Here is an 18,839-nt window from a genome sequence, read left to right on the forward strand (position 1 = left end):
CTTCCGCGTCGTTTATTACTTTAAACTTCCCATCCTAAAACAATACAGCAGCTGGTTCCTTTCCTGTTTTTTAAGCCCCCAGGTCATTAAACCCGGCTATGGTTTTGTTTTAAATTTGCCGTATTTTACATATCATATCTGATACTACATTATGAGAATCATCCCCGCTGTTATCACCGCTGCTATCACATTATCGCTCACCTACGCGTTCAGTACCAAATTAGGACAGATTCCTCCGTTGGGAAAGCTGTTAAGTCCGCAGACCGGCTTCTGGCAAAATGCAGAAGCTATCGGAGAGCATCCGCATGAGAAAATGGTGTTGCCGGGGCTTACCGGCAAAGCAGAGGTATGGTTTGATGACCGGATGGTACCACATGTATTTGCAGATAATGATGCAGACGCCTACTATGTACAAGGCTATATTACCGCGCGTGACCGTCTCTGGCAAATGGAGCTACAAGCGATGGCAGCAGCCGGCCGCTTGTCGGAGATCCTCGGTCCCACTATGGTGACGTATGACCGTACCAAACGAAGAGAAGGCATGGTATATGGCGCCGAGCTGACAGTAAAAGCCATGGAAGCCGATCCCGCCACCAAAACGGCGCTGACAGCCTATGCAGCCGGTGTAAATGCATTCATCAGCACACTTACGCCTGCTACCTTACCCGTTGAATATAAAATACTGGATTATAAACCGGAAAAATGGGATGTGATCAAATCCGCGCTGCTGTTGAAATACATGGCCAGCGATCTGGCAGGATTCTGCAATGACCTCGAATACACCAATGCACGCCGCCTGTTTTCCATGCAGGATTTCAACCTGATGTACCCCGATTTCCAGGACACACTGGACCCTATCATTCCACGCGGCACCCCTTACGCCGTCGCCTCTGTAAAAGCAGTAGCGCCACCGGACAGCCTGCTGGCAGTGGATGCAGCGTTCATGAAATTCAAAATGGATAAGCCCAACCCGGAAAACGGGAGTAACAACTGGGCTGTAGCCGGCAGCAAAACCAGGTCCGGCGCTCCTATTCTCTGCAGCGATCCGCACCTGGGGCTCAGTCTCCCTTCACTGTGGTACGAAGTGCAGATTCATACCCCGGAGATGAACGTGTATGGCGCCTCCCTACCAGGTGCACCCGGCGTAATCATCGGCTTCAATGATCATATCGCATGGGGAGTTACCAATGGCGAAGAGGATGTAAAAGATTACTACCGCATGCAGTTCCGCAACGGCAGGCAGGAATACCTGTTTAACGGCAGCTATCGCCCGGCCACCCTGCGGGTAGAAGATATTAAAGTAAGAGGAGGTGCGACTGTTCATGACACCGTTGCCTACACTGTTTGGGGCCCGGTGGTTTTTGACAATACTTTCCCCGAAAAGGTAAGCGGACAACAATTCTTAGCCATGCACTGGAAAGCATTGGACCCTTCCAATGAGCTGCTTACGTTTTATAAACTGAATAAAGCCCGTAACTACGATGAATACCTCGATGCCCTGCAACATTATACCTGTCCTGCCCAGAACTTTGTTTTTGCCGCCAAAAGCGGTGATATCGCGATCTGGCATAATGGCCAGTTCCCGGTAAGATGGAAAGATCAGGGCAAATGGATCATGCCTGGCAGCGATAGCACCTACGCCTGGCAGGGCTACATCCCGCATGGCGAGCTACCCAATATCAAAAACCCGGCACGAGGCTTTGTAAGCTCCGCCAATCAACGGCCTACAGACAATACTTATCCATATCCACTGTATGGTCAGTTCGATCTTTTCCGGGGAGAGCGCATCAACAACAGGTTATCGGAGATGAGTCAGATTACACCGCAGGATATGATGGCTTTGCAGAATGATGACAAGAACCTGTTTGCCGCCGCCGCCATGCCCCTGCTGAGAAAGCACCTGGACACCCTTGCACTCACACCCGCGCAGAAGCCTTACTGGGAACTACTTTCCAGCTGGGACTTTATAGCCACTGCCGACAGCAAAGCAGCTAATATCTTTAATACTTTCTGGTCACACTTAGAAGATACGATCTGGCAGGATGAGCTAAGGCCGCAGGATACTACCATCCTAGCTTATCCGCAATCCACCACTACGCTGCAGCTGCTGTTGCGCGATACAGCTGTTCACTTTATTGATAACATTCATACACCAGAGAAAGAAACGTTGTCACAATTGGTACAGGGCGCTTTTGCTACCAGCGTAAAAGAACTGGCAGAGCAGAATAAAGCCGGCAACCTGGAGCTGGGCAAGGCACGCGGCACAGATATCCGTCACCTTACACGCGCCCTCCCTGCTTTCAGTGCCATGAACCTGCATACCGGCGGTGGCAGGAACATCGTAAATGCCACGCAGAAAACGCATGGTCCTTCCTGGCGCATGGTAGTAGAACTCAGTGATAAAACAGAAGCATATGGTATTTATCCCGGCGGACAAAGCGGTAATCCCGGAAGTCCGTACTACGATAATGCGGTGAATGATTGGGTTTCCGGTAAATATTATCTACTCCATATTTTTGATCTGCAGGAAAAAGATGACCCTGTAATCCGCTACAAGATGGTATTTACAGGGAAGTAATAAATTTTCCTTTAAGATTATTTGGTAGAAAATAAATAATTCCTATCTTTGCACTCCCATTACAAAACGGGGAATGATTCTGTAGCTCAGTTGGTAGAGCAATACACTTTTAATGTATGGGTCCTGGGTTCGAGTCCCAGCGGGATCACCATAAGGGACAAATCTTTTTCAGAAAGGTTTGTCCCTTTTTCTTTTTCGCCCAAACGCTGCTCCAGCGTGTATATTAAATTAGCCGCTTCATTTATTCTGGTAGTTCGATAATGTGTTCCGTCAAAAATTATCTTTTCGGGGAATATTGAACTAATGATCTTTCTTTTTTCTTCAATGGTGCCGTTGTTATACAGAATATCCAACTGGCAAAGGATTTCCAGCGCCTTGCTAACGATACCTTCGATGTTGTGATTGTTTTGTGGTACTTCGGATAGACGTGCTTCGAGGTCTGATATTTGTCTTTCATAGTCGGCTTTGCTTTCCCTGTAATCAGCGGGATCAATTTCTTTTGAGAATAGTAGGTTTCTGGCCTCCTTGATTTGATAGGATAAGGCGTTTATTGTGTTTAGAAGTTGTTTCCTCTCGTCGTAGTTGGTTTTTGTTTGAGATTTGAAGGCGAAGAGAATAGCTTGTTTGTATATTTCCCGGAAAGCAGGGCGGGGGACATACTTTTTTATTTCAGTAGTAAATAGCTCATTGGCGTTGTCTGCGTTGTAACGGCTTCCGCAGGAAGAAACGCAGTGGTAGTAATGATAGTGTTTAGTGTGTCCTTTTGATGCACTGCCTGTGAGCATCTTTCCGCATTTAGGGCAGGCAAGAAAACCTCTTAAAGGTAGCATATCGTCAACCACGGTTTTGGTCCGTTGTTTCTTTCTTCTACCATCGAGTACTTGCTGAACTTCGTAGTACAGCCCCTCGGAGATAATCGGCAGATGTTTACCCTGCACGAACATGCTTTCTTCATCCTTATATTTAGGAACATGGATTTTGCCACAATACGCAGGGTTGCGGATGGCCATCCAGAAATTATTCTTGCTGCATTTTAAGCCCTTCCGGCGGGCGCTTTTCCATATCTGCTCAGTGTTGTATATACCTTCTGCAATCGTCTGAAATACCCACTTCATAATGCCGGCTTCCGGTTCTTTTGGACCGATGTACTTATCACCATTTTCCATCGTCCTGTTTTTATATCCAATCGGAGCCGTTCCCATCCATCGTCCTTCTTTCCTGGCCCGGCGCATTCCGTGGAATACATTCAGCGCCCTGCGGTCGTTCTCTACTTCTGGTGTCGCCAGATATACCGCCAGCATAATTTTGTTTTCAGGAATGGACATGTCGAGGGGTTGCTCTATTGCCTGTGGTTCTACACTTAAACTCCTTAGTTGGTTAATCATCTGGTAGGCGTCTCCCGCGTTGCGGCTGAACCGATCCCATTTTGTAAAGATGATCAAATCGGATTTGCCTTTGCTCTTCCGCAGGTCTGCTAATAGTCTTGACCATGCAGGACGATTAAAAGTTTTGGCAGAATGATCTTCATAAACCACTTTACGAACCTGAATGTAATTCATGTCACAATACCTGCGTAGTACTTCTTCCTGGTTACGTTGAGAATAACCTTTATAAGCCTGTTCATCTGTACTAACGCGAATGTATAAGTCAGCAATTCTCATGACGTAAAATTTGGTTAACGGCAATTTCTGCCAGAATATAAATTACAATCAGAATTTCTTCGGCTTCTTCTAACGTGACGTTTAAGCCTTCTTTACGCAGTAGGTCCACTGCCATTTTGGGGGTCAACTTTTCCATAACACATTTCACTTTAAATCAACGACACTTGCTCTCCTATGCGTAGAGATGAACAACGAATATACGAAATGAAATAGTTGTTTGGATCACTGAGAATAGTTACGTGCGGGGGCGCTGCTGCCGCGCCCCCTGCGCCCCCCGGCAGGGGTTTCAAACAATGGTGATAAATTGATAGTTTTTTGTCATTGACAATAGGTGAGGTGTGCGAAAGCCTTTGTCCTATTGGTTTTTAATTCCTGAAATACATTAAATGTCAGATTGTATTACAGCCACTTTCTTTGAGATTTTCAGCTTCGTAAAAATCTGCAAGATTACAGGTTGTATCACAACCTAAAATTACCCATTCCTCCAAAGTCGATGGGTTGAGAATTAAAGAAGTGAAAATAGCATTAGAGTACAGATGAAAGTACCTGATAAGAAGTCTTGTTCGGGAGTGGAAATATTTTTAACCCCAACAAATTTTAAAGGGGTTAAAATCAGATTTAGAGATAAAATGCGAGAGGGAATAAGAGATTTTCTTTCAAAAACGCTTTTTGAAAGATGGTAAATAGGGTCATTTTTTCGGGAAAAATTGGTGTAGTTCTACGTCAAGTGCAATAGCTAATTTCACAATGGAATGAAATTCTATGTTCTTTTGTCCATTCTCAATCCGGCTAATATCACCATTGTCGATTCCCGATCTTACTTCAAGATCAAGCTGCGTTAATTTGCGCTCCTTTCTTAATTTACGAATATGTTCACCGAGTTTAGTAAGTTCTTCTGAATATCTATCTGTAGCCATTTCGATCAAATTGAGTGAGTAAAGTGGTCGAAAAATCTTATAAAAAATCTGGTTTATAACACAAATTGTTAAAAGGAATTCTTATCTTTGCATTGAAAGTATTCATTTAATAATGAGTATTTTCGCGAAACCTTAATGTTATTAAGGCTTTCGCTTAATCCTCATCTTGGGAACCTGAGAAATTCTAAAGGGAATGAGGACGATAAGTGAATGGCCCATGCTATGCGTGGGCCCACTTACTCGTTCCCTAAGGCTTCTCAGGGCCTCCAAGACGGGTAATGCTGGGCCTGCGCTTTTTGTTTTGACCCCACCGTGCGCCCTTTGACTAATAGAGAAATCAAGCTAGATCATAAGGAATTGATAGTCGGATCACCTGATCCGAAAGGGGATTTTTTTGGCTTAAACCGGATAGATATGCATTGTCAAACCAAGTTTTAAAAGCATTTTATTATGGAAAGTTTATTAGCAGTTCTAAAGAAAATTACCCCTTATGGCTCAGAAAGAGGGTTCATTGAGCTTTGCTGGTATCAGTTGAGTAAGGTGATAAGCAGTAAAGAAGCGGATGCCTGGTCATCTGATAAGAGGGATCATTTTATGTCACTTACCAATTTTTTCATTGCAACAGCGAGAGCGGTTTTCACAGTTCGGGATGCGCTGATTAAGGCTGAGGCTCAGGACTTGAATGAGGTTTTGCGTATCCAACTGGCGGAAGCACTGGATGATTTGGTAGAATTTGCCTCCGTTGTTGATCAGCATGAACTGAATGAAACGATTGACGAGTATGTGGAGATACTTATAGACCAGCAAGAGTGCTTCCTGAATACAGTAAGGGTGGAGTTTGGGGCAGGTTATTTTAAATCTTTTTTCCTGATGGTGCAGGATCTCAATATAGAGGCACGTATTTGTATGGCAACTCAATTTTTAAACAATAAAACCTTGATTTATGGGTAACGAAATGAATGTATTGAATAAACTTCATACTGCATTTACTGCTAGTGCTATTCGTTTTAGGGAGCGTGTTTGTGAGGAGTGTAATTATAGTGTTCCTACTTTTTATAGGAAGGTTAGGAGGTGGGATAGAATTGAAAATGGTAGGTTGATCTCTGTACTTAGTAATGCTGAAAAGGGTAAGATCCAAGAGATTGCAGAAGAGGTTAGAGGGGAGTTGGAAAGTTCGGTATTGGATTTGATGGAGGGAAAATGATATTTTATGGATAAGGGAGATTCGGGAGCCGCTGTTCTCAGCGGCTTTTGTGTTTTTTATTCGATTCAACTATTTGTTTTTTGTTGAGCCTAACAATGATAGTAAAGTAACCTACTCTTTGTCTGCAATTAGATTTTTTACCTAAAAAATTGTAACTTCTATGCCCTAATGTCCCTATCAAATGAAAACAAAATATTTTGTAAAGTTTTTGAACAAGTCTGCCCATTTGGATGCTGATCTTGAACTTGTTGATGTAATTAAGAGCGCGGTTAAGAAAAACAGGTTAAATTCCCCTGGTACCAAGCTTTTATTTGATGATGCTGACAAGACTAGACATAAAAAACTTTCTGCTCGCCGAAATTCTGATCATAGCCGAAATATTGCTGCGAATCATTTAGCCGGTACTATTAGGGAAGCATTTATTAAAAGTATGTACGAGGCAACAACTAATTACTTTCAGGATATTCTTAAAGCAGCTACAAAAAAAGGGCTGGACACTGACAGATTAATTGGAGAACATTTGATAACGTTTACCAGTAAGGAACTTATTGCTTTAGGGAATTTTTCTAAAATAGTAGACAGAATTTCATCTCAAATTTTCCGGCAATTGGAAAACGAGAAGAATACTAAGTCGCTGATTATAAAAATGAGTAAAAAATTGGGATTAAAAATTCCCGAAAATGTCATCGATAAAGCATTACCCTATTTGGAAATGCGCCATCTTTTGGTTCATTCGGAGGGAAAAGCGGATAAGGATTTTTGTAAGAATTATCCCACGGTCCATGCCCGGGATGGTAAGGACCTTAACTTAGGCTATGAGATGATCACTCAAGCAAAAGAGACGATTACTATGCTGATAGAAACATTCGATAACGCAATAGTTGCGGCTGGCCATATTGAGAAATCGGAGATTCAGCCCTGACTAAATCCTGTGCTTGTAGGATATAGAATAAATCATATTCGTTTACTTATGTGATGAATGGGATTCTGAGAAAAACGGTTCGTCGAAAAATTCTTTTTTATGCACTTTACACTTGATATCATTAATTGTTGATATTGGGATCCTCAATGATATTTTTTTGAGGAGGAATAAATACAGCTGTTGCATCATCATAGAACATTTTCAGACTACAATTTAAATCGAGGTAGCCCTCCTTTATTAAGGCATTTTTTTTAGAAAAGGGCTTTGTTAATCTGAAGTAGTTTTTATAATTGCTGGTGGAAATCTCCCCCTTTTTATTGAGTATGTACTGCAATTTTCCCTTAGGGTTTGTAATTTGGCATGTTGCCTTGTCATGATACATTACCAAAACCCAGGCATCTATTTCTTCAATGGCTATTGCATATAATATCTTTTCTTCATATTTATGATTCAACCATTCTTTAATTTTATTTATGATTTCTGTCCTAAGCTCTGTGCAATATTCATGATGGCTTTTATCTGATCGCCTTATACCATACTGTTCGGCCTCTGCGCTATCTATGTGTACTATGATATGCGTGGCATCTTCCAGTGAAAAGAAGTCATCGATTTTTTTCTTTTCTTGGCATTCTAATTGAACTAAACTCCATCCACCTTTTTGATCAGGATCTAGATGTTGCAAAGTTGTATTGTCAAAAGATAATCTAGGACGAATCGGAACAAAGTTGGAACTGTCTAACCCAGTAATTCCTTTAAGAATATTTGTTATAACTGCTGTGTCTGCACCACCTTCAGAAATGATACCAATCCTCATGTTATTAAAAATTTTTAGGAACAGCTCCTAGCAAGCCAGACATCCACATATCGGATAATTTCAAGCCTTGCTTATCACTTAAATCGGATTTAAATTTGATTCTTCTGGTACAAGTATGTCCAGAATCATCACGAAATACTTCGAATAACCGTTGTTCGTCATCAAATAAATTAAGGCCATCAAGTATTGCGGGATTATGTGTTGTAATCAAAACTTGTTTACCGTTATCTTCTGATAAACTAACTATTTGTTCTATTAAAGTTTGACATAATAAGGGATTTAACGCTGTTTCAATATTGTCGATGGCAAACAATTTGGGTGTTTTATCACTCAAGAATAGGGCTATGTAAAAGAGTATATGCAAAATACCTTCATTTGAATTCTCGGCAGATAATGTGTTGTTTTTTGAATTCATATATAGGTCTCTGAAATATAGAGTGGATATACTTTTACCTGCCTTAAGCCCTGATAATTTTAACTTGTCTTCTTTATCACTTATTATATCATCAAGCCAATCAAATAAAAATTTACTTCTATTTAATATGGTTTTCTCCTCCTTATTTAAACTTGCAATAAATAGATCAAGGCCCTCCCCATTAATCCCTAATGGAGATTTTTTACTTTCACTTGGAGCGATTCCTCGTAATGATTTAGTATTTATGTCGAAAATTGCATATTCTGTTAAGATAGGATCATATCTCCTTGATTTGTTGAGTCCTCTTTGTGCTAACAGATCATTTGCTCTAGATAACAATTCGTTGCCGCTAATATTTGGCGTCTTTTGAGTTATTTCCTTAAAGTGTTGAAGCAATATTTCTGGCATCATTTCCTCTTCAGAGAGGTCAATCCATCGTGTATATACATCCTGCATATGCGCAGGAGTTAGAGTGAATTCATAGATAAATTTTTCATTTTTTTCAAGAAAGTTTAACTTCAGATCAATGCTATTTCCTTGTGAAGAATCAACAAAAGAACTTATTATTTGGTCCGGTCTGGCTACTCGAACTCCCCTTGAATAGAAACTCTCATAATTTAAGTCATTAGCCCTTGCTGCTCCTGCTAAGGCGATTGCCTCTAGTATATTTGTCTTTCCTGATCCATTCGCACCAATGAAGACATTAACCCTCCCTAGCTCAATGTGGTCGTTGGCTATTGATTTAAACCCTTGGATTTCTAAATTTCTTAAAATTGCATCAACCTCTTTTGCTGCTGTTTGCTGGCTATTAAATTTTCTGAAATTTTCTACTGCAATTTCCCAGTCGGATTGACCATATTTTCGGATTGTATTCAGACAGATAGCTGAAATAGCATAGTGGGTCTTCCCACTTTGGGGAGGGAGAGATGGATCATCTGGATTCAATTCAGCTATATTATACTTTATAAATTCATGCAGCTTGTTTTCTAAAAGATTCTCTTGTATTTGTTTTATAATCGGAATTGTAATACCTATTTGCAAAGGGAATGATATCCTTTGATATGATCAGACTACTTCGTATGGAATTTTCCCAATTCTCTTCTGGAGTTATATTACATAGAGCTAGAAGTGTTAGAGGCGCAACCATATTTTGCTTCCCAATTTCTAGGCCTAATGCCTTTAAAATATCAGAGGCCTGGAATATTTTTTCCTGTATTAATTCTGTACGTTCCATTAATTAAAAATTATTTTAAAATGGCTTTCTACAATATTATTAATTGCATCTTGATCGTAGCTAACAAGCTTTATCATTTTTTTTCCAATTTTTATGATATCACTTGCGGGAGGAAGTGGTAGATCTCGCAATTCCGTTGCACTGACATTGATATTCCCATTGAAAGTTCTGAAGTAGATATCAAACAATCGACTATTTAAGAGACCAGACAACCCTAAAATCTCTACTTCTTTGAAATCCTTATTTTCCCTATAAATATAGTTTAAGTGATTCTCAATTCCTATTAAGGAATATTCGGAAAGCCATTTAGCAAAATAAGGACTCGCGATTAATTTGCTATTGTCATCCTTTGAGCTAAATCTCCTCATTAGAATATAGTCTTTATTTGCTACTAGTCGTGATGAAGATAATTCATTAGATATTATGTACTCACCTTTAATTTTTCCTTTGTTTCTTTTTTCGAGGGGCCACTGGAATTGCATTTTATTAACGTTATGCAGGTATATTAAAGGTACTGAATGTTTTGAGGCTTTCTCTTTTATAAAATCAAGACTGCGAAAGTCTACTACTGGTCCTGTTGAGACTTTTAAATCAAAACTAGCTAGATTGTGTGTCCATAATTTAAAAATTTGAATTGCTTTTTCATCATTAGGGACAATAGGAATGTGGATAATCTTTTGATCACTTTGAAGGTTAACTAACTCGGTAATTACGTATTCTTTGATGTTTCTGCTATCTAAATCATTTATTCCATGAGAATAGGAGATGTAAATTGTGGAAGCTGACTGATCCGGAAAATCTATCTCCAATTGATTTGGGATAGGTGCCGATTTTTTCTCAGAAACAACTATGATGTTTTCTTGTAAGACCTTATCTCTTTCAAAAGCATCTTTTCTTGAAATGAAAAGATGAATTTTTGTTAGATCCATCATGGAGAGAAATTTTTCTCTGAATAGCTTAAAATAACTTCCTGAAGTAAAGCTTCTAGGAGTGATAAAGATCAACTTCCCATTTTCACTAAGTAGTCTTGCAGAAATAATTAAAAAAATAGAATAGATATTAGTTTGACCATTTATTATAGATTTAGCGGCAACGGCCCTCGCATCATCTTTGTTAAGTTTAAAATATGGAGGATTAGTGATGATTAAATCATATTTTTCTTCGTCTTCAGAATCGGCACTTTTTAAAATGGCAGAATTATGTAGAATAAAATCATTTTTACAGAGGAAATAAGAAAAAATTATTCCCTTTTCTTCTAGCCATAAGAAGAGATAGCTAAAACATAAATCTGTATACGAGAGTATTTCATTGTCATTTTCAAAAGCGACGAGGTTGATCTCCTTAATATTTGAGTTAGACGATACAAGCTTCTCAATTAATGAACAAGAGAGAATCCCAATTCCGCATCCTGGATCTAAAATGCGAATGCTACTCTTGAAAATTTCTCCAAATTCTCCCATAAAGTTCGCCACTTTGGCTGGAGTGAAATATTGGCCTAAATTTTTTTTATGGTCTAATGTAACTTTTGATGTATAGATGACCCCCAATCTGTCTGCATATTCTGATGGACTTTCATCCGTATGTGGTGTTGGGTATAATTCTGTTTTTTTTGCAAGTTTCATTTATTTTTCCCTTAGAAGTGCAATTTACTTATTATCAATTGGACATATTAAAGAGCCCTCAATATAAAATGAATTTTTTTTCAATTTGTTATATTAAAGAAAGCGCAATTTCAAAGATGCTATAAATAATAAGGAATCTTTTAATATTTGAATTTTAATATTTAATATCTTGATTAATAATTTAATATAATAATATTTAAAATTTAATAGTAATAAAAGGCTAAAGTTATACAAATAACAATAGAAATGTATTTTTGATGCCATAAGGAGATGTTTGAGATACTGAGGGTGTAAACAAGTCTTGGTGAATAATTAAATATATTTATTATTTATATATTTAATCGTGTGCGCATATTATGTGTGGGTAACATCATCAAATCGGGTAGGAGATGGTTCGATTTCTGTACCACAGGGATCACTGAAAGCCTCAACTTACGTTGAGGCTTTCCTTTTATAAATCGCTCTTCATTCAATATTTTTGCGTTTTCTCATTTCATGCTAATTTATCCTCAAAAATTAGGGTTATTAGAGAAATCACTTTCCGTATCATATTAAAATCGAATGATTTAATGATCTCTTAATTCATTGTTTTTAGTAACAGTGATTGGTAAGTTTTCTGTACCTGCATAGAAAACAATGATTTCAGCAGGTACATTTCCTTTATTCTCACCATAGTGATAAGTGTTTACAAGTTCAACTAAAGCATCACCTGCTTTTAGATTCAAGGTATTATGTTGTTCATCAACCACTGTTAATTCTCCTTTTGTCAACACACCTGCGTTAATTACCAGATGTTTATGAATATTCAATTTAGAATGCGGTGGTATCGTTATTTTTAAAACCGTAATTTTAGGTTTCCCATCAGGGTATTTTGGCAAGTCGCTGCCATTCCAACTTTTGTTTGTTTCTATTAAGGTAACTGCCTCGATCTTAGCGGCTTTATTTTGTTTACAGGCAAAAAGAAATAAAAAAGCAATGCAGCATAATGTAATTATATTTAGTTTCATAAGGGATATTTTTAAAAAGTTGCAATAGTGTTCCAAGCTATAAAAATAGAGCGATAATTTAATTTACTGTTAAAAGCTGAGTTGCGATTTTTTTGTCCTGTTCTTCTGAAGTATAGAGTTTGCTGCGTATGTGAATGCTAAAAGTCTTCTCATTTTTATTCTTTTGCTCCAAATGTAACAGAAATTTCATCAGAGATGAATGATTTTGGGCTGAATGATAAACATTTTTTACCGGTAATATTTGCGAAACAGTATCTTCATAACCTATAGAATACCTATGAAACAATTACTTGCCTTTAAAAGATTTCATACAGCAGAACAGGCTGCTGAAATTATTTCCCTATTGCAGGAACATAATATCCCCGTGCAATATGAAGAAGAAGTCCTGCTCATGGATAAAATCTATGTAGGCCAGAACTTTGATCAGCGACACCTGGTGAAAATTCCTGCCGGTTATTTCTCTCAGGCAGATACACTGCTGAAAAGCCGGATCAACGTATCCCTTGAAGATGTAGAACCAGACTATTACCTGTTGTCCTTTTCCACTGAAGAACTGAAGGAAGTAATTATCAAAAAAGATGAATGGGGCGACTTTGATTATGCGCTTGCACTAAAACTGCTGGAAAAGCAAGGTATTTCATACTCCCCGGAACAATTACAGCTTCTCGGGGACAGCCGGTTAGAAACACTTTCTCAACCGCAGGACCTGTCTGCCATCTGGCTGTTAATAGGCTATCTTTCTCCCCTTCTGTTGTTTTTACCTATTCCCTTTTCTACTATTTTCTCCTTTATTGGAATCTTTATAGGTGCATTTGTTCGCCTGACAAAAAAAACACTGCCAGATGGTTCCCGTATAAATGCATTCTCATTAAAAACACGGAATCAGGGTAAGTGGATGATTATATCCGGAATAGTGTTGACAGTTATATGCTGGAATTTATTTTTCAAACTCATGGATAGCCATTTATAATTTCTGACGCCAGACAATGAAGCTGTCAAAAATTAATCCCATTTTTGCGTCATAAGGATCACAACAACAGGATCGTTGTATCGCGCTTCTAAACCAATCAATACCGCTATCGATATCATAGCTGGTATATTTTGATGATCATGCCATCACAGAAAGCATGGTCAATGCTGTTGCTCCAAGTTTTTCCTCTCCATGAATTTTCACTTTATCTTTCACTTGTTCTGGTCGTAAGCTTTTTGAAAACAGCTTCCAGGAAGTGTCTGGATCAATAATAATTTCAGCTGTTGGCGCTGCTGTGAGATTTTTCTCTAAATTCCAGGTATTATCAGTTCGCAGCAAATACCACGACCCACCAATCTCTGTTGTTATGGTAACCTTTACAATTGTACCATTATCAGCAGTCATTGATCGGTATGTGTATGGAAGCGCAAGCATAAAAATGTCAATGAAAGGATAATAAAGTTCAGGCATCATTAAGCCGGGCATATTTACCGCGTCTCTTATCTGCTGTTGATGCAGCCATTTTTCTGTGTACTGACGGGCTATTTCCATCCAGTTTTTGCTCTCCGCCTCCCCCGCCCAACTGACTGCTAAAACCGATTTATCAAAAGGATCTAAAGATTTGAGATAGTCGTAATATGGCTGATTGGTTATTTCAAGAAGAAAAATAAGCATTTGCGGACTTACTCTTTTCATAGCTTTTACCCAATCAGCATTCAGTCCGTTCAGAAAATTTACTAAATCCTGGTAGGAATTTGCTGTTATTTGTTCACCGAAATAGTTATCACGAAGGATAGAAAGCATGCGAATATTACCATCAACCAAATGGGCAACTACGTCTTTGACAGTCCACAGTTTCGCTACGGTCTGTTTTTGCCATTCGTTCGGTTTAAGCGATTTCAGCAGGTCCAACAATTTCCTGTCCAGCATTGGTATCAAATGAACTACGTCAATCGGAATGTTCGTTTTGAGGGCCATTGTAGTTTTTGTTGTCGTTATGGGTTACTATTTCATCAACTCAAATATAGGAAATGGGTGAGAGAATCCGTTTGCATAAACAGATATATTGATTAATCTATGTCAGAATAAAAAACATGATCGCCCACCACTCTTGCAGGAGATGTATAAGCATGCTCCAGAATTTTTCCTGTCGCCATAATATGCAATACGGTCCAGCCTTTAGCTTTCAGATAATCAGACACCAGGGAACGATGACATCTCCACCAAACCGCTTCAGAGCACATATAAGCTGTTGGCTGCTCTAAGGCAATATGTTCCAGTTTAACAATGGCCTTCTCAAATTCTTCGGTTTCCATATAATCGGCATAACCTCTGAAATAGTCATTATTCCACCGGTTGTTTTTCGAATCTTTCTTCGCCTTTCTTCGTCCACCCAAATCAGCCAGATGTATATATTTTATTCCGTTTTCTTCTAAGGATATTTTTAAATTTTCCTGGTCGAATTGTGGAAATTTGCGGGAGCCGGGCAACCTGCGTATATCGACCAGAATTTTAATATCAAAGGATTGCAGCATAGCCAAAAATTCAGCCAGACTGTGAGTCGAATGACCTATGGTATAGATGGAATGATTCTCTGATTTTTTCATTTGTAATTATTCCACTTTTTTATCCTACAAAATCTTTCAGCATATTCATCGAAGGGCAAAAGAATAAAGTTCCTGTTTTTGCTGTACTAAAATCTAAAATTCTGTCGTAATTACCCTCTGGTTCACCTACAAACATTCGGTTAAGCATTTTGGTAACTGTAAGGAATGTACTTGCATAGGCGATAAAGTAAGTTCCCATTTCATTATTCGCTATATTACCAAAGGGCATATTGTCCCGAACGATTTTCAGGTCATCCCCTACATTCGCCAAAGCGGAATGCGAATTGGACGGTTTTACATCATCCGCCATTTCAATATCATTAGCTTTACTCCTTCCAAATACTTTCTCTTGCTCCGGAACAGACAAAGCCCTCCAGGCATTTAAATCGTGGATATATTTCTGAACAAAAAGATAACTTCCGCCTTTATATTTTTCGTCCTCATCTCCAATGATACCAAAAAAACCGCGATCTGCTCCATTCGGGTTTTCAGTGCCATCTACAAAGCCTAAAATACTTCTTCCATCCCAATACCTGAAGCCGTGTACTTCTTCGGAACAAGTTGCCGCCTGCGATAATATAACGGCAATATCGGCAGCCATATCGATGTAATAACTCTTGTCGTCAGCCCGAATATGAAAATGCAAATCGCCCGGTGTGGAAATGGCGGTATGTTTCTGTCCTGTTATGGATTCAAATTCAAGCAATTCTTTTGGAAGCGGTTCCGGCAAGCTCAGTTTTTTCCATGCCCGGTGACTGATTCCCATCACCACACTTGCTCTTGAAGTTGTGGCACGCACCTGAGCAGAATTATTAAGATTGCTCATCAGCGCACATATACGTTCAAAAACAGGTTTTATATCACTGTTTTCTTTGAAATTCCATACCATAAAAATGGTATTGTTATTCGGATAATCTATTACGTTTTGAGAATTAATATTCATAAAATGAGTTTGCCAGCTGTCTTTTTGCAATGACCGATAACCTAAAGATAGATGAATAGTCGTCATCTACTTGTTGCTATTCCGAAAAACTGGTAAAGGTTTTCCCATCGTAACGATACAATCCATTATTTCTTGTGCCTACCCAGATGTTGCCAGCTTTATCTTCCATAATACTCCAAACTGAATAATTACCCAAACCGTCTTTAGTATTAAAATTTTTATAGGACTTACCATCATAACACCAAATCCCGCCATTACTTTCTATGGTATGCAGCTTTTCACCGCCACCGAACCAAATATTTCCTGCCTTATCTACTAACATAGGATTACCAATACCTTCTTTCTCTGTCAAATAAGTAAAGGTTGTGCCATCATAACGGCACGCACCATAGTGTCTTGTACCGAACCAAATATTTCCTTTTTTATCTTCCAATATATTACGAATCCATCCTTCATCTTTCGGTTTAAAATTGGTCAGGGATTTTCCATCATACAGGCAAATGCCTTCAAATGCCATTGGCCCTGAGCCGAACCAAACGTTACCATTTTTATCCTGCAACATACACTGAACACTTTTAAGACTAAGCCCATTCTTATTTATAATGCTGTCGCCATCTAAAAAACGGGTAAAAGATTTTCCATTGCAGCAATAGACGCCAGCAGTTGTGCCAAACCAAATTATTCCACTTTTATCCTGTATTATACTAAAAACCTCATTTCTCTCTTGTGGGTTATGATTTTGTAAAGTATTGGAAAATAGATTACTACCATTCGTCACAGAGATTGGAATTTCGGTCATTTTTTTCCCATCGTAGCGACAGATACCATCCGAAGTTCCGAACCAAATGTTCCCTGTTGTATCCTCTAAAATGGACCAAACTAAATTGCTATTCAGCCCATCTTTCACAGTAAATTGTGTAAATAATTTCCCATCGTAGCGATAAACCCCTTCTCCTATGGTGCCGAACCATAGGTTCCCTGCTTTATCCTGCAGCCCACAACGAACATTAGCAGATTGGTGTGAGCCCTGGGTTTTTATAAGTTTCGGATGTCTGTCCGGGAATGTTTTTTGTTCACTTGCAATTTCTTGTGGTTGAGTTTTGTTTGGTCCGTTACAGCAAGTAAAAAACATCAATACTAAAAGCAGAGAGTAAAATGGATTATCTAAGTATAACTTAGTCATTTATCAGTGGTTTATTTTCCTTATTGGCTGATGGTATTCTTCTTTTCATTTATACTCTCTCAAATATATTATCGGCACATTATCAGTCAGCCAAACTCCGTTTTCCGATAAAAAGAATTCATACTTATCCACATACATTTGTTCTGCCAGGACTTCAAAAACAAATGGTTTCCCGTGTCTGCCTCCAACCGCTATAGCTGTTTCAATGTCTATACTTAAATGTACATGATGTCGCTCTCGTTTTTCAAGTCCTGTTAATTTTATTGAAGTTACAGATTTTTGCCCTGTACCGTGATATAGAATTGCTGGCGGTTTTTGAGCAATATAAGCAAGTTCGATTTCAACTGAATGCCCTTGACTCGCCCTTATTTTCTCGTTACTTTCATTAAATGAAAATCTTTTTTTGGCGTTCGTTTCTACAATATGGTTCAAAATAATTCTGTCAAAATGAACACCATTTTCATTTGATTTCTCTATTAAAGTTTCAACATCTGTCCAACCATGCTTATCTAATGTAATCCCAATAATTCCGGGTTGATGTCTTAGCACAAAGCTTAGAAATTTGCTGATCCTTTTATTTTCTTTTTCACTAATCATTTTCTGTTATAAGGTCGTAGTGATACAAATTAATGAAAATCAGGTGAAAGGATTTTACAAGATATAATTTATTCTAATTAAATTAAATATACTAAGTCCCATCGATGAATTATAAAACTTATTGCATATCGTGCTTACCTGCATCAAAGCGGCGCTTACAAATCCGGTTAAGAGTTTAAGAACGGAGTAAATGTTTTAACGACCTCTTACTGCTATCTGAAAACAATAGTTATTATTGAATCCTTCATTAATAGCCATGTTTGGCTATCTTCGCTTTTCATTCATTTGCAACCATGCTCAGACCAATTTTTAAAAATATGGTACTAATAGCCGGTATATTGTTTACCGGTTACTTCGCAAACGCTCAAACGGTATCAGGACCTGAAAATACACCGCCGGAATGGTCTGCCCCTTATCAGCCGTTCCGTATAGCCGGTAATCTGTACTATGTTGGCACCTACGATCTGGCGTGTTATCTTATCACCACCTCAGAAGGGAATATACTTATCAATACAGGGCTTGCTGCTTCGGCAGCTATGATCAATAAAAACATTGAGACATTAGGCTTCAGGCCTGCCGATACCCGTATATTATTGACAACACAGGCGCATTATGACCATATGGCCGGAACAGCAGCCATTCAGCGCCTTACCGGCGCCAAAATGATGGTTGACAGGGGCGATTCATCTGTAGTCGCGGATGGAGGAAAGTCTGATTACGCCCTGAACACTACCTATGAACCCGTTAAGATTGACCGGCTACTGAATAATGGAGACACCATAAAGCTGGGAGATGCACGGTTGGTAATGCTCCATCATCCTGGCCATACAAAAGGTTCCTGCAGTTTTTTATTTGATGTCAGGGATGAGCAGAGATCCTATCGTGTATTGATAGCCAATATGCCCACTATTGTTACTGCGAAAAAGTTTTCGGAAATACCTGCATACCCGGGAATCGCCAGCGACTATGCATATACCCTGCGTGAAATGAAGAAATTATCCTTCGATATATGGCTTGCTTCGCATGCCAGCCAGTTCGGACTTCATTCCAAACATAAACCCGGCGACAAGTATAATCCTGCTGCGTTTATGGATAAAGCCGGGTATGATGCAGCACTGAAGGATTTGCAACTTCAGTTTTCCAAAAAAGTAAAGGAGAGGTAGGT

The 18,839-nt window shown here is 38.9% G+C and carries 17 protein-coding genes and 1 tRNA gene; 7 read left to right on the top strand and 11 right to left on the bottom strand.

The annotated features are described in order from the left end of the window. Positions 1-151: 151 nt before the first annotated feature. Complete coding sequence (locus ABQ275_RS15205) at positions 152-2,578, top strand: penicillin acylase family protein (protein ID WP_349313999.1); 2,427 nt, start codon at positions 152-154, stop codon at positions 2,576-2,578. Between the two features lie 75 nt (positions 2,579-2,653). Continuing rightward, positions 2,654-2,729 (top strand) — tRNA-Lys (locus tag ABQ275_RS15210). 1,496 nt (positions 2,730-4,225) lie between these two features. On the opposite strand, the gene ABQ275_RS15215 is transcribed toward ABQ275_RS15210, so the two are convergent. Continuing rightward, on the bottom strand, positions 4,226-4,375 hold the full coding sequence (locus tag ABQ275_RS15215) for a hypothetical protein (RefSeq protein WP_168771487.1): 150 nt from the start codon (positions 4,373-4,375) through the stop codon (positions 4,226-4,228). Between the two features lie 553 nt (positions 4,376-4,928). Further along, a complete protein-coding gene (locus tag ABQ275_RS15220) occupies positions 4,929-5,156 on the bottom strand; it encodes a helix-turn-helix transcriptional regulator (protein ID WP_349314000.1) in 228 nt (75 codons plus the stop codon). 450 nt (positions 5,157-5,606) lie between these two features. Here ABQ275_RS15220 and ABQ275_RS15225 point away from each other — a divergent pair, with 450 nt between their 5' ends. The 3 genes from ABQ275_RS15225 (at position 5,607) to ABQ275_RS15235 (ending at position 7,282) form a co-directional block, all read left to right on the top strand. Further along, entirely contained in the window at positions 5,607-6,107 is a 501-nt protein-coding gene (locus tag ABQ275_RS15225) for a hypothetical protein (RefSeq protein ID WP_349314001.1), read from the top strand. Beyond that, positions 6,100-6,360 carry a hypothetical protein gene (locus ABQ275_RS15230; protein ID WP_349314002.1) on the top strand — a complete coding sequence of 87 codons (261 nt, stop codon included), beginning with the start codon at positions 6,100-6,102 and terminating at the stop codon, positions 6,358-6,360. The genes ABQ275_RS15225 and ABQ275_RS15230 overlap by 8 nt, the downstream gene beginning before the upstream one ends. 181 nt (positions 6,361-6,541) lie before the next feature. Next, positions 6,542-7,282 carry a hypothetical protein gene (locus ABQ275_RS15235; RefSeq protein ID WP_349314003.1) on the top strand — a complete coding sequence of 247 codons (741 nt, stop codon included), beginning with the start codon at positions 6,542-6,544 and terminating at the stop codon, positions 7,280-7,282. Positions 7,283-7,403: 121 nt separating this feature from the next. Here the strand turns inward: ABQ275_RS15235 and ABQ275_RS15240 are convergent, their stop codons facing one another. The 4 genes from ABQ275_RS15240 to ABQ275_RS15255 form a co-directional block, all read right to left on the bottom strand. Next, positions 7,404-8,096 carry a hypothetical protein gene (locus ABQ275_RS15240; protein WP_349314004.1) on the bottom strand — a complete coding sequence of 231 codons (693 nt, stop codon included), beginning with the start codon at positions 8,094-8,096 and terminating at the stop codon, positions 7,404-7,406. A gap of 4 nt (positions 8,097-8,100) precedes the next feature. After that, positions 8,101-9,552, bottom strand: coding sequence for an AAA family ATPase (locus ABQ275_RS15245; protein WP_349314005.1), 1,452 nt, complete (start codon positions 9,550-9,552; stop codon positions 8,101-8,103). Positions 9,553-9,744: 192 nt separating this feature from the next. Continuing rightward, on the bottom strand, positions 9,745-11,367 hold the full coding sequence (locus tag ABQ275_RS15250; protein ID WP_349314006.1) for an Eco57I restriction-modification methylase domain-containing protein: 1,623 nt from the start codon (positions 11,365-11,367) through the stop codon (positions 9,745-9,747). Positions 11,368-11,933: 566 nt separating this feature from the next. Further along, positions 11,934-12,374, bottom strand: a complete 441-nt coding sequence (locus ABQ275_RS15255) for a cupin domain-containing protein (RefSeq protein WP_349314007.1) — start codon at positions 12,372-12,374, stop codon at positions 11,934-11,936. Positions 12,375-12,651: 277 nt separating this feature from the next. On the opposite strand from ABQ275_RS15255, the gene ABQ275_RS15260 reads away from it, so the two are divergent. Beyond that, on the top strand, positions 12,652-13,344 hold the full coding sequence (locus ABQ275_RS15260) for a hypothetical protein (protein ID WP_349314008.1): 693 nt from the start codon (positions 12,652-12,654) through the stop codon (positions 13,342-13,344). A gap of 138 nt (positions 13,345-13,482) precedes the next feature. Here ABQ275_RS15260 and ABQ275_RS15265 read toward each other — a convergent pair whose 3' ends face one another. The 5 genes from ABQ275_RS15265 to ABQ275_RS15285 all read right to left on the bottom strand — a co-directional run bounded on the left by ABQ275_RS15265 (position 13,483) and on the right by ABQ275_RS15285 (position 17,674). Beyond that, on the bottom strand, positions 13,483-14,322 hold the full coding sequence (locus tag ABQ275_RS15265; protein ID WP_349314009.1) for a maleylpyruvate isomerase N-terminal domain-containing protein: 840 nt from the start codon (positions 14,320-14,322) through the stop codon (positions 13,483-13,485). A 92-nt stretch (positions 14,323-14,414) separates the two neighbouring features. Next, complete coding sequence (locus ABQ275_RS15270) at positions 14,415-14,951, bottom strand: DUF488 domain-containing protein (protein WP_349314010.1); 537 nt, start codon at positions 14,949-14,951, stop codon at positions 14,415-14,417. Between the two features lie 19 nt (positions 14,952-14,970). Continuing rightward, positions 14,971-15,894 (bottom strand): Dyp-type peroxidase, encoded by a 924-nt coding sequence (locus ABQ275_RS15275; protein WP_349314011.1) that lies wholly within the window; start codon positions 15,892-15,894, stop codon positions 14,971-14,973. 76 nt (positions 15,895-15,970) lie between these two features. Beyond that, positions 15,971-17,077, bottom strand: coding sequence for a two-component regulator propeller domain-containing protein (locus ABQ275_RS15280; protein WP_349314012.1), 1,107 nt, complete (start codon positions 17,075-17,077; stop codon positions 15,971-15,973). Positions 17,078-17,122: 45 nt separating this feature from the next. After that, positions 17,123-17,674 (bottom strand): RNA 2'-phosphotransferase, encoded by a 552-nt coding sequence (locus tag ABQ275_RS15285; protein ID WP_349314013.1) that lies wholly within the window; start codon positions 17,672-17,674, stop codon positions 17,123-17,125. A gap of 317 nt (positions 17,675-17,991) precedes the next feature. On the opposite strand from ABQ275_RS15285, the gene bla reads away from it, so the two are divergent. Beyond that, positions 17,992-18,837: a subclass B3 metallo-beta-lactamase gene (gene bla, locus ABQ275_RS15290; RefSeq protein WP_349314014.1), complete on the top strand. Its 846-nt coding sequence runs from the start codon at positions 17,992-17,994 to the stop codon at positions 18,835-18,837. Positions 18,838-18,839: the final 2 nt, after the last annotated feature.

This window comes from Chitinophaga sp. MM2321 (genome assembly GCF_964033635.1).
GTDB lineage: Bacteria > Bacteroidota > Bacteroidia > Chitinophagales > Chitinophagaceae > Chitinophaga.